The sequence below is a fragment of the Acidiphilium sp. JA12-A1 genome (genome assembly GCF_000724705.2).
In the GTDB taxonomy this organism is placed as follows: Bacteria; Pseudomonadota; Alphaproteobacteria; order Acetobacterales; family Acetobacteraceae; genus Acidiphilium; species Acidiphilium multivorum.
In genome coordinates this window covers 32,289-44,425 of record NZ_JFHO01000030.1, presented here as the reverse complement: position 1 = coordinate 44,425, position 12,137 = coordinate 32,289, and the positions used below count along the sequence as shown (strand labels likewise).

Sequence of the window (12,137 nt, the reverse complement as noted above, 5' to 3'; positions counted from 1 at the left end):
CATGTCGAACACCACCCAGCCGCCGCGCGACGTTCCGCCCGCCATGCCGGCAGCCGTGATCCCGCCACCGCCGAAGGAGGCGGTGATCGGCCGCCCCGATATCGGCGCCGAGCTGGCGCGCCTTTTGCCGCGCGGCGCGCCGCCGCCGCGGGAGACGGCGCTCGGCATCTTCCGCCGCCAGCTGGCGCGGCTGCAGACCCATGTGCAGACCCGGTTCGAACGCGGCGACATGTCTGGCCTCGCTGCCGCGCGCCTGCTCTCCGGCCTGATGGACGAGTTCATCGCGGCGCTGATCGGCTATTCGATCGACCTGCTGCCGGTGGAGCCCGGCGACCGGCTCGCCGTCGCGGCGACCGGCGGCTATGGCCGCGCCACGCTCGCGCCGTTCAGCGATATCGACCTGCTGTTCCTCACCGACAACGAACCCTCGGCGCGGATCCAGCGGGCTGTGGAGTTCATCCTGTATTTCCTCTGGGACCTCGGGCTGAAGGTGGGCCACGCCACGCGATCGACCGCCGATTGTCTGACCGAGGCGCAGGGTGACAGCACGATCCGCACCTCGCTGCTCGATGCCCGCTGCATCGCCGGCGACCGGCCGCTGTTCGCGCATTTCCAGCAGGCCTTCCGGCAGGATTGCGCCGCCGGCAGCCCGGCCGGCTATATCGCCGCGAAGCAGGCCGAACGCGCCGCCCGCCACAAGCGCTTCGGCGACACGCCGTTCATGGTCGAGCCCAACATCAAGGAGGGCAAGGGCGGGCTGCGCGACCTGCAGACGCTCTACTGGCTCGCCCGCTACGTGTTCGGCACCTTCGCGATGACCGAGCTGGTCGGCCCCGGCGCGCCCGGTGGCGGCATTCTCAGCGCCACCGAGGCGCGCGCCTGCAAGCGGGCCTGGGACTATCTCTGGACCGTGCGCTTTCACCTGCACTATGTCGCCGGCCGCGCCGAGGAGCGGCTGACCTTCGACCTGCAGCCGGTGATCGGCGCGCGCATGGGTTATACGCGGCATGGGCGGCAGGATGGCGTCGAGCGGTTCATGCGCCACTACTTCCTGGTGGTGCGCGAGGTCGCGCGGGTGACCGGCGTTCTCGAACCCGCCGTGGTGCGCGCGGCGCTCGGACCGCCCGCGATCGCGCCGGCGACCGACGCGGCGCTGCTGGACGCCGGTTTCGTGCTGGCGGACGGCAAGATCCTGTTCGTCGCCGGCCGCGAACCGATGGCCGAGCCGATCCAGTTGCTGCGCATCCTCCAGGTGGCGCGCGACCGGGGGCTGAAACTGCATCCGCTCGCGCTCCGCGCGATGATCCGCGGCGCGCGGCGCACCGCGGAGTTGCGCACGGATCCGCAGGCGGCCTCGCTGTTTCTCGACCTGCTCTGCGGCAACGACGATCCGCGGCAGGACGGCGCGCAATGGCTCGCGATCCTCAACGAAACCGGCGCGCTGGGGCGCTACCTGCCCGACTGGCGGCGGATCGTCGGCCAGATGCAGTTCGATTCCTATCATGTCTACACGGTCGACATGCACACGATCCACGCGATCGGGGTGCTGAATGCGATCGAGCGCGGCGAGCTTTCGGAAATCGTGCCGGTGGCCAGCGGATTGGCGCATCACGTGCAGTCGCGCCGGGCGCTCTATGTCGCGCTGCTTCTGCATGACATCGCGAAGGGCAGGGGGGGCGACCATTCGGAGATCGGCGCGGAACTGGCGCTGACCATCGGCCCCGCGCTCGGACTCGAACCGGAGGAGACCGAGATGGTCTCCTGGCTGGTGCTGCATCATCTGCTGCTCAGCCAGACGGCGTTTTCACGCGACATCGACGATCCGAAGACGATCCTCGACCTCGCCGACGTCGTGCAGTCGCCCGAGCGGCTGCGGCTGCTGCTGATCCTGACGGTGTCGGACATCCGCGCCGTCTCGCCCAAGGTGTGGAACGGCTGGAAGGCGACGCTGCTGCGCGAGATCTATGCCCGCGTCGCCGAGGTGCTGGAGGGCGGGCTTGCGACCACCGAGCGCGATGTCCGCGTTGCCCGCGTCAAGCAGATGGTCGCGGAGCTGCTCGCCGACTGGCCGGACGCCGACCGCGAGGAATTCCTCAACATGGGGTATCCGGGCTACTGGCTCGGCTTCGACCCCGAAAGCATCGCCCGCCACGGGCGGATGATCCGCGATGCCCGCCATCGCGACGTGCCGCTGACCGTCGCCGCCGAGCCGCTGCCGGCGCGGTCGGTCACCGAGGTCGTGGTCTATACCGCCGACCATGCGGGGCTGTTCAGCCGCATCGCCGGTGCCCTCGCGGTCGCCGGGGCGACGATCGTCGATGCGCGGATCCACACGCTGACCGATGGCATGGCGCTCGACACGTTCTGGATCCAGGACGCCGGCGGCGGTTCGCTAGAGGCGCCGCACCGGCTGGCGAAGATTTCCGCCGTGATCGAACAGGTGCTCTCGGGCCGGCTGCGGCTGGCGACCGAGATCGAGAAGGCGGCGAACAGCGTCGTCGGCGGGCGGATGCGGGCGATCCACGTGCCGCCGCGCGTCGTCGTCGACAACAGCGCCTCGAACCGGCACACCGTTATTGAAGTGAACGGCCGCGACCGGCCGGGCCTGCTGCACGACGTCACCGCCGCCATCACCTCGCAGGGGCTGCAGATCGCCTCGGCGCATATCACCACCTACGGGGTGCGCGCCGTCGACGTGTTCTACGTGAAGGATGTGTTCGGCCTGAAGGTGCAGAACGAGCGCAAGCTCGCGCAGCTTCGCAGCGCGCTGATCGAGGCGCTGGCCGGGCGGCCGCATGAGGTGACCGCCGCGTCCTGAACGGCAGCCCCAGCCACTTTATCCGCGACGGAATTATCTGGCTCACGAAAGCCTCGCACACGAGATTTTTGTTTGACCGGGTTGTTTCGTCTGCGGCATAGATACTCCCTATTGGGAAATATCCTGTCGAAACCGGCCTGAATGAGCCGGATGCGGGATGAACAATGGGGAGCGAAATGACATTCGAGACATGCGTTCGGAGACTGGCGATAGGCGCGCTCGCGGCCGGGTTCATCGGGCTGGCGCCGGCGAGGGCGCAGGCGCCGGGCAGTCTTTACGTGTTCGGCGACAGCCTGAGCGATAATGGCAACATTCCGCGGCTGACCGGCGTTCCCTATCCGGGGCCGCCCTATGTCGGCTTCCGGTTCTCGAACGGGCCGGTCTGGGCGGAATACCTGCCCGGGCTGACCGGGCTGAATTTCAAGCCCTCCAACGACTATGCGGTGGGCGGCGCCTTTGCCGGGCCGCTGGTGGTCAATGGCGTGACCTACAACAATCTCGTCAATTTCCCGTCGACCTTGCTTCCCGGCCTGCCGAACGAATTGCAGGAAATCCAGGGCTTTGCCGCATCGGGAGGGCATTTTTCGCCTTCCGATGTGGTGGGGATCTGGATCGGCGGGAATAATTATTTCGCCACCGAGACGCTGGTCGGGGCGGACCCGGCGAATGCGCAGCAGATCGTCAGCCAGAACGTGAGCACCGTGCTCGCCCAGACCGGGCAGGCGATCGGGCAGGTGGCCGCGCTCGGCGCGCGGCAGGTCGTGCTGCAGAATCTCGTGCCCTTCGGCAATGTGCCGACGGTGAACGGCACGCCGCAGCTCGTAGCCCTCGGCGACCAGATCATCGCCGCGCATAATGCGGGGCTCGCGACCCTGGCGGGGCAGCTGCATGCCTCGCTCGGGATCAACATCCTCCTGATCGACCAGCAGCAGATCTTCTCCGAGATCAGCGCCAATCCGGCTGCCTATGGCTTCACCAACGTGACCGACGCCTGCTTCGCCTCGGCAAGTTCCGCCTGCGCCTATGCGCCGGCCTCGGTGCAGAACCAGTATCTCTGGTGGAACGTGCACCCGACCACGCACGGGCACCAGGTGATCGCCGAATATGTCGCGAGCGCGCTGAACGGGTTCCAGTCGCTGTCCGTGCCGGCACGGCTGCTCGATGCCGGCGCCGCGGCCTTCGCGCAGACGATCGGCGCGAGGATGGACGCGCTGCGCCACGGCGCCGGGGGGCTGACAGTCGATCTCGCCGGCGGGCCGATGCTGGCCGATGCGGCGGCGGGCGATACCGGGCCGATGGAGATGCCGGGCAATGGGCACGCTCTGTCGGTTTTCGTGACCGGCGGCTACGGGTTCGGCGCGCGGGCGGCGGCGCCGGGCAGCCTCGGCTTCCATGACCAGATCGGCACGGTGACCGCCGGCGCGGATTACCGCTTCACCCGCCATCTCGCCGCCGGCCTCGCGTTCGGGTATGCGCGGGAAAGCGCGACGGTGAACGGGGGCGAGCGCCTGGATGCCGATGCCTACCAGTTTGCCGCCTATCTCGCCGCGCATAGCCGCCACCTCTATCTCGACGCCCAGCTCGATTACGGCCTCGACCGGTTCGGCCGGATCAGCCGGCCGGGCGTGCTGGCGCCGATCACCGCCTCGCCCCGCGGCCATACGCTCGGCGCCACAATACAGGCGGGCTATGTGCTGCATCGCGGTGTCGTAGCGTTCGGCCCGACAGTGGGGCTCGATGCGACCGAAGCGCATGTCGACCCGTATACCGAGCAGGGCGACCCGGCGTTGATCATGGCGGTCGGCGGCCAGGATTTCGGGCGCGTGCTGTTCGGCGCCGGGCTTGCGGCTTCGGCGCGGGTCAGGCTGGGCGGTGTCGCGATTCGGCCGCATGGCTCGATCGGCATGCAGGCCTCGATCGCCGGTGCGCCGGGGCAGTTCGCCAGCGTCTTCACCGACGAGCCGCTGGTCGGCCTGACTACGACCTATCCGCAGTTGTCGACGATGTGGGGCGTGGCCGATGCCGGTGTCACGGCGCGGCTCGCCGGCAGGCTTTCGGCAACGGTCGACCTTGCGACGACCTTCGCGCGCCGCGCCGGCGAGCAGCGGATGGTCAGCGCCGGGCTGCGCTGGCGCTTCTGAGCAACGGGCGCGCACGCAGTTTGCCGTCCTCGCTTGTCGCGGACGGCAAAGCGCGCTAGTCCGCGCCGACCGGCCATGCGCGGAATTGAACGCGCTTGGCCTGCTGGTCCGGTTCGGGCGGGCGTGGTGGAACTGGTAGACACGCCAGATTTAGGTTCTGGTGGCGCGAGCCATGGGGGTTCAAGTCCCTCCGCCCGCAGACGGGGTCGATCTGCCGTGCCCGCACGGCGCGTGGGAAATGGCGTAACGTAAGGATTGGTTTGGACATGCAGGTTACCGAAACCCTCACCGAGGGGCTGAAGCGCGGCTTTACCGTCGTCGTGCCGGGCAGCGATCTGAGCGAGAAGCGCGAGAAGCGCCTCGCCGAGCTGTCGAAGACGATGCAGATGCCGGGGTTCCGCCCGGGCAAGGTGCCGCTGTCGATGGTGCGCAAGCGCTTCGGCGACGCGGTGGCCGCCGAGGTGATGGAAGCTTCGGTGAACGAGGCGACCGAACGGATGATCAATGACCGCAGCCTGCGCCCGGCGGTGCAGCCGAAGGTCGAGGTCGTCCGTGCCGAACCCGATTCCGACCTCGAATTCACCGTCGAGCTCGAAGTGCTGCCGGAGGTGACGATTCCGGACCTGAAGGCGATCAGCCTGACCAGGCCGAAGGCGCCGGTGACCGAGGCGGAGATCGACGAGGCGATCGCGCGCTTCGCCGAGCAGCGCGCCGAGACCGAGGTGGTCACGGAAGACCGCCCGGCGGCAACCGGCGATATCCTCACCGTCGATTTCCTCGGCAAGCGCGATGGCGTGCCCTTCGAGGGCGGTGCCGGCACCGACACCGATATCGAGCTGGGCGGCTCGGGCTTCATTCCCGGCTTCGCCGAGCAGATGGAGGGCATGAAGGCCGGCGAGACGAAGGTAATCACCGTGACCTTCCCCGAGCAGTACCACGCCGCCGAGCTGGCCGGGAAGGAAGCGACGTTCGACATCACCGCCAAGGCGCTGAAGCGGCGCGTGGCGCCGGTGATCGACGACGCGTTCGCCGAGGCCAACGGCTTCGAGAACCTCGCCGAGTTCCGCAAGTTCTTCGCCGACCGGCTGGAACAGTCCCGCGCCGGCGCCTCGCGGCTGAAGGTCAAGCGCGCGCTGCTCGACAAGCTGGCCGAGCAGGCCGATTTCCCGGCGCCGGCCTCGCTGGTCGACGCCGAGTTCGCCGAGATCTGGCGGCAGGTCGAGGCCGAGAAGCAGGCTGGCCGCCTCGATGAGGAGGACGCCGGCAAGGACGAGGAGACGCTGCGCGCCGACTACCGCGCGATCGCGGAACGCCGTGTGCAGCTGGGCCTGCTGGTGGCCGAAATCGGCCGCACCAACAACGTGCAGATCACCGAGCAGGACATGCGCCGCGCAATGATCGCGGAGATGCAGCAGTTCCCCGGCCAGGAAAAGATGATCATGGAGTTCTACCAGAAGAACCCGCGCGCGCTGGACCGGCTGCGCGGGCCGATCTTCGAGGACAAGGTTGTCGACTACGCGCTGGAACTCGCGACCGTGACCGACGAGGAGGTTTCGGCCGAGGCCCTGTTCGCCGACACCGACGACTGATCTCTTTTTCACCCGGGGGTGGACGCCGCCCTGTTCCCGGCTCATCTTAGACGTCTGTGGGCGCGGCGCCGGCCGTGATTCGGCGGCGGCCGCGCCCGACAGGACACGATTTCATGCGGGTGCGGTGCGTCCGGCCCCGACTTGGAGACAGATGCCGATGGATCGCGATCCCACCGAGATCTACATGAACAGCCTCGTGCCCATGGTGGTCGAGCAGACCGCGCGGGGCGAGCGCTCCTATGACATCTTTTCGCGCTTGCTGAAGGAGCGGATCATCTTCCTTACCGGCCCGGTCTATGACCAGGTCGGCTCGCTGATCGCGGCCCAGCTGCTGTTCCTCGAAAGCGAGAACCCGTCGAAGGAGATCGCCTTCTACATCAACAGCCCCGGTGGCGTCGTCTCCGCCGGCCTCGCGATCTACGACACGATGCAATACATCAAGTCGCCGGTCTCGACCGTCTGCATCGGCCAGGCGGCCTCGATGGGCAGCCTGCTGCTCGCCGCCGGCGAGAAGGGCAAGCGCTTCGCCCTGCCGAATTCACGGATCATGGTGCACCAGCCCTCGGGCGGGGCGCAGGGCCAGGCTTCGGATATCGAAATCCAGGCCCGCGAGATCCTGACCTTGCGGCGGCGGCTGAACGATATCTATGTTACTCATACCGGCCAGTCGCTCGAGGCGATCGAGCAGGCGCTGGAGCGCGACCGCTTCATGTCGGCCAACGAGGCGCAGGAATTCGGCCTGGTCGACGAGGTTGTGGAAAAGAAGCCGGCCAAGGACTCGAAGTAAGGCAGGGTCTGGCGCCGCGTTCCCCGGAAGCCGACCCGGGAATGCGGCGCAATGACCGTAATGCTTGTGCCGGCGGGACATGGGGTTTAATCTCGGTCCCCTGATTGATGCGCCGCCGCCTCCGGCGGCGCGGCTGGAGCATAGATGAGCACGAAGTCCGGAGACTCGAAGAACACCCTGTATTGCTCGTTTTGCGGCAAGTCGCAGCACGAAGTGGTCAAGCTGATCGCGGGGCCGACGGTATTCATCTGCAATGAATGCGTCGAACTTTGCATGGACATCATTCGCGAGGATAACCGGACGCACCTCGTGAAAACGCGCGACGGCGTGCCGACGCCCCGCGAAATCTGCAAGGTGCTGGACGATTACGTGATCGGGCAGGATCACGCCAAGCGGATTCTCAGTGTTGCCGTGCACAACCACTACAAGCGGCTGGCGCACGCGCAGAAGAACAACGACATCGAGATCGCGAAGTCGAACATCATGCTGGTCGGGCCCACCGGCTCGGGCAAGACGCTGCTCGCCCAGACGCTGGCCCGGATTCTCGACGTGCCGTTCACCATGGCGGACGCGACGACCCTGACCGAGGCGGGATATGTCGGCGAGGATGTCGAGAACATCATCCTCAAACTGCTGCAGGCCGCGGATTACAATGTCGAGCGGGCGCAGCGCGGCATCGTCTATATCGACGAGGTCGACAAGATCAGCCGCAAGTCCGACAACCCCTCGATCACGCGCGACGTATCCGGCGAGGGCGTGCAGCAGGCGCTGCTCAAGATCATGGAAGGGACGGTGGCCTCGGTGCCGCCGCAGGGCGGGCGGAAGCATCCGCAACAGGAGTTCCTCCAGGTTGATACCACCAACATCCTCTTCATCTGCGGCGGCGCGTTCGCCGGGCTGGAGAAGATCATCGCACAGCGTGGCAAGGGGTCGGGAATCGGCTTCGGCGCCGATGTGCGCGACCCGACGGAGCAGCGCACCGGCGCGATCCTGCGCGAAGTCGAGCCCGAGGATCTGCTGAAGTTCGGCCTGATCCCCGAATTCATTGGCCGTCTGCCCGTCGTTGCGACGCTCGAGGACCTCGACGAGGCGGCGCTGATCGAGATCCTTACCAAGCCGAAGAACGCGCTTGTCAAGCAATACGGCCGCCTTTTCGAAATGGAGGGCGTGAAGCTCAACTTCACCGAAGACGCGCTGAAAGTGGTCGCCGCCCGTGCGATCCAGCGCAAGACCGGGGCGCGTGGCCTGCGGTCGATCATGGAAAACATCCTGCTCGAGACGATGTTCGACCTCCCGGGCCTCGACTCGGTCGAAGAGGTCGTGATCAACGGCGAAGTAGCCGAGGGGCGGGCAAATCCGCTTTTCCTGCATGGCAAGGAACGCGCTGAAACCGGCTCCTGAGGGAGCCGGCCCGGTCGTGCCGCGGGATTGCGGCGCACCGGGGGCCGCCCAATATACCGAACGTGGCCGGATCGCCCGGCACCGCGCCCTGTGCCGCTTTCGGGCAGGGCGCGCCGCTTATCGAAAGGTAGTCTGATGTCAGAGACCGACCCGAAGAAACCCAAAACCGCCCTTGTCGCGGTGCCGCAGGACGGCGAGACGCTGGCGGTGCTGCCGCTGCGCGATATCGTCGTGTTTCCGCACATGATCGTGCCGCTCTTCGTCGGCCGCGAGAAGTCGGTTCGCGCCCTCGAAGGGGTGATGAAGGACGACAAGCAGATCCTGCTGGTGGCCCAGAAGAACGCGCAGCAGGACGACCCGTCCGCCAACGATATCTATGATGTCGGCACGATTTCGACCGTGCTGCAACTGCTCAGGCTACCGGACGGAACGGTGAAGGTGCTGGTCGAAGGCGTGCGCCGGGCCCGAATCACGAAGTTCCACGAGGTGGACAGTCATTTCGAGGTGACGGCTCAGCCGCTGGACGAGATCGTGACCGGGGGCAAGGAACTCGAGGGTCTGGCCCGCGGGGTTGTGTCGCAGTTCGAGCAGTATATCAAGCTCAACAAGAAGATCGCACCGGAAGTTCTCGTTTCGATCAACCAGATCGACGACCCGTCGAAGCTTGCCGATACGATCGCCAGCCATCTCGGCCTGAAGATCGCCGACAAGCAGGAATTGCTGGAAACAGGATCCGTCACCGAGCGGCTGGAGCGCGTCTTCGCGCACATGGAAGCCGAAATCGGCGTGCTGCAGGTGGAAAAGCGCATCCGCAACCGCGTGAAGCGGCAGATGGAGAAGACGCAGCGCGAATACTACCTGAACGAGCAGCTCAAGGCGATTCAGAAGGAGTTGGGCGAGGGCGAGGAAGGCAAGGACGAGACCGCGGAACTCGAGGAGAAGATCCGCACCACCAAGCTCTCCAAGGAAGCGCGCGACAAGGCCATGGCCGAGCTCAAGAAGCTCAGGACGATGAGCCCGATGAGTGCCGAGGCGACGGTGGTGCGCAACTATCTCGACTGGCTGCTCGGCATTCCCTGGAAGAAGCGCGCCAAGATCAAGAACGACGTGATCGAGGCCGAGCGCGTGCTCGACGCCGACCATTATGGCCTCGACAAGGTCAAGGAGCGGATCATCGAGTATCTGGCCGTGCAGTCGCGTAGCCCGAAGCTCAAGGGGCCGATCCTCTGCCTCGTCGGCCCGCCCGGCGTGGGCAAGACCTCCCTCGGCAAGTCGATCGCTAAGGCGACGGGACGCAATTTCGTGCGGATGTCGCTCGGCGGAATGCGCGACGAGGCTGAAATCCGCGGCCACCGCCGGACCTATATCGGCTCGATGCCCGGCAAGATCATCCAGGGCATGAAGAAGGCGAAGACGTCGAATCCGCTATTCCTGCTCGACGAGATCGACAAGCTCGGTGCTGACTGGCGGGGCGATCCGACCTCGGCCCTGCTCGAAGTGCTGGACCCCGAGCAGAACGGCACGTTCAACGATCATTACCTCGAGGTCGATTACGACCTGTCGGACGTGATGTTCGTGACGACCGCGAACTCGCTGCGGATGCCGCAGCCGCTGCTTGACCGCATGGAGATCATTCGCATCCCCGGCTACACCGAGGACGAGAAGATCGAGATCGCGAAGCGGCACCTGATCGGCAAGCAGGCCGAGGCGCACGGGCTCAAGGACGGCGAGTGGAGCGTTTCGGACGATGCGGTTCGCGAGCTGATCCGCACCTATACCCGTGAGGCCGGGGTGCGTAACCTCGAGCGCGAGATCGCCAACCTTGCCCGCAAGGCGGTGAAGGAAATCGTCACGAAGAAGGTGACCAAGGTCGCGATCACCAAGAAGAACATCGAGAAGTTCGCCGGCGTGCCGCGGTTCCGCTTCGGCGAGACCGAGGCGGAGGATATGGTCGGCGTCGTCACCGGCCTGGCGTGGACCGAGGTGGGCGGCGAGATCCTGACCATCGAGAGCGTGCTGCTGCCCGGCAAGGGCAATGTGAAGCAGACCGGCAAGCTCGGCGACGTCATGCAGGAGAGCGTCTCGGCGGCGATTTCCTACATCCGCTCGCGGGCGATCAGTTTCGGCATCAAGCCGCCGATCTTCGAGAAGCGGGACATTCACGTCCACGTGCCCGAAGGCGCGACGCCGAAGGACGGTCCCTCGGCGGGCATCGCAATGGCGACCTCCATCGTCTCGGTGCTCACCGGAATCCCGGTGCGCAAGGATATCGCCATGACCGGCGAAATCACGCTGCGCGGCCGGGTGCTGCCGATCGGTGGGCTCAAGGAGAAGCTGCTGGCCGCGCTCAGGGCCGGCATCACCACCGTGCTGATCCCGAAGGACAACCAGAAGGATCTCGCGGAGATTCCCGAGAACGTGAAGAAATCGCTCAAGATCATTCCGGTCTCGCATGTCGACGAGGTGATCGCCGAGGCGCTGGTGCGCAAACCCGAGCCGATCGAGTGGGAGGAGCCGGTGGAAGCGGTCGCCGCCCGCCCGGCGGATGAGGCGGCGGGCGCCGTTCTGCCGCATTAAGGTGCCTCGCCGTCATCGTCGTGGCATGAATTGATGTTTCGGGGCCGGTTTTCCGCTTGTCTTCGTTGACGGGAGGAAACCGGCCCCTTTAGTGTGCGGCGCCTGACGGATTGCCCGGATGGAACCCGATTCGGATGGTTCCGGCCGTTTTTAATTCCGTTTTCACCAACTGGGAGACTGACCCGTGAACAAAATGGATCTCGTCGCAGACGTTGCGGAGAAGACCGACCTTTCGAAAGCCAAGGCCACCGAGGTAGTGGATGCGGTGTTCGCCGCCATCGAGGAGGCTCTGAAGCGCAAGGAAGAGGTGCGCCTGGTCGGTTTCGGCACGTTCGGCACGGCCGAGCGCAAGGCGGCAACCGGCCGCAACCCGCGCACCGGCGAGGAAATCCAGATCGCGGCCTCGACCTCGGTCCGGTTCAAGCCGGGCAAGAGCCTCAAGGATGCCGTGAACTGAAGCTGATTCGGGCCGGATTATCCGGCCCGATTGGATGACCGCAGGTCTGCCGGATGCCGGACCAGCCTGCGGATTCCGGGCGGTTAGCTCAGAGGTAGAGCGTCTCGTTTACACCGAGAGGGTCGGCGGTTCGATCCCGTCACCGCCCATTGGTTCCGCGACTTCCGCGAAGAACGCGAATCGGTCGCGCCGATTCGATCCCGGTGCCGCCGGTCGACTTAATCCAGACGCATAGCAGAATCGCGTAAATACCTGTCGGAGCGGAATTTTTCTTCCGCCGCCGCGCGCAGCCTTGGGCAGACGTCGACGGGAGGCCGCGCAGGACAGGTTTTGCCTCAATCCGGCCATCGTGTTGCCATCGCCGGCG

At 66.2% G+C, this 12,137-nt stretch carries 7 protein-coding genes and 2 tRNA genes; all 9 read left to right on the top strand.

Features of this window, described 5'->3' with window-relative positions; all coding sequences use genetic code 11:
- Nucleotide 1 precedes the first annotated feature (1 nt).
- The 9 genes from RT91_RS05725 (at nt 2) to RT91_RS05685 (ending at nt 11,919) form a co-directional block, all read left to right on the top strand.
- Nucleotides 2-2,818: a [protein-PII] uridylyltransferase gene (locus RT91_RS05725; protein ID WP_007422422.1), complete on the top strand. Its 2,817-nt coding sequence runs from the start codon at nt 2-4 to the stop codon at nt 2,816-2,818.
- A gap of 176 nt (nt 2,819-2,994) precedes the next feature.
- Nucleotides 2,995-4,959: an autotransporter domain-containing protein gene (locus RT91_RS05720; protein ID WP_240314208.1), complete on the top strand. Its 1,965-nt coding sequence runs from the start codon at nt 2,995-2,997 to the stop codon at nt 4,957-4,959.
- A 117-nt stretch (nt 4,960-5,076) separates the two neighbouring features.
- Nucleotides 5,077-5,158 (top strand) — tRNA-Leu (locus RT91_RS05715).
- A gap of 67 nt (nt 5,159-5,225) precedes the next feature.
- A complete protein-coding gene (tig, locus tag RT91_RS05710) occupies nt 5,226-6,548 on the top strand; it encodes a trigger factor (RefSeq protein WP_035186145.1) in 1,323 nt (440 codons plus the stop codon).
- Between the two features lie 157 nt (nt 6,549-6,705).
- Nucleotides 6,706-7,335, top strand: coding sequence for an ATP-dependent Clp endopeptidase proteolytic subunit ClpP (clpP, locus tag RT91_RS05705; protein WP_007422419.1), 630 nt, complete (start codon nt 6,706-6,708; stop codon nt 7,333-7,335).
- 144 nt (nt 7,336-7,479) lie between these two features.
- Nucleotides 7,480-8,736 (top strand): ATP-dependent Clp protease ATP-binding subunit ClpX, encoded by a 1,257-nt coding sequence (gene clpX, locus RT91_RS05700; RefSeq protein ID WP_011941871.1) that lies wholly within the window; start codon nt 7,480-7,482, stop codon nt 8,734-8,736.
- A 135-nt stretch (nt 8,737-8,871) separates the two neighbouring features.
- Nucleotides 8,872-11,313: an endopeptidase La gene (gene lon, locus RT91_RS05695; protein WP_035186143.1), complete on the top strand. Its 2,442-nt coding sequence runs from the start codon at nt 8,872-8,874 to the stop codon at nt 11,311-11,313.
- A gap of 193 nt (nt 11,314-11,506) precedes the next feature.
- Entirely contained in the window at nt 11,507-11,770 is a 264-nt protein-coding gene (locus tag RT91_RS05690; RefSeq protein ID WP_007422416.1) for an HU family DNA-binding protein, read from the top strand.
- 77 nt (nt 11,771-11,847) lie between these two features.
- Nucleotides 11,848-11,919: transfer RNA gene (locus RT91_RS05685), tRNA-Val, on the top strand.
- Nucleotides 11,920-12,137 lie beyond the last annotated feature (218 nt).

Excerpts from the sequence above, each read along its gene's own strand:
- RT91_RS05725 (WP_007422422.1), top strand. The coding sequence starts at position 2 with ATGTCGAACACCACCCAGCCGCCGCGCGACGTTCCGCCCGCCATGCCG.
- RT91_RS05720 (WP_240314208.1), top strand. The coding sequence starts at position 2,995 with ATGACATTCGAGACATGCGTTCGGAGACTGGCGATAGGCGCGCTCGCG.
- tig (WP_035186145.1), top strand. The coding sequence starts at position 5,226 with ATGCAGGTTACCGAAACCCTCACCGAGGGGCTGAAGCGCGGCTTTACC.
- clpP (WP_007422419.1), top strand. The coding sequence starts at position 6,706 with ATGGATCGCGATCCCACCGAGATCTACATGAACAGCCTCGTGCCCATG.
- clpX (WP_011941871.1), top strand. The coding sequence starts at position 7,480 with ATGAGCACGAAGTCCGGAGACTCGAAGAACACCCTGTATTGCTCGTTT.
- lon (WP_035186143.1), top strand. The coding sequence starts at position 8,872 with ATGTCAGAGACCGACCCGAAGAAACCCAAAACCGCCCTTGTCGCGGTG.
- RT91_RS05690 (WP_007422416.1), top strand. The coding sequence starts at position 11,507 with ATGGATCTCGTCGCAGACGTTGCGGAGAAGACCGACCTTTCGAAAGCC.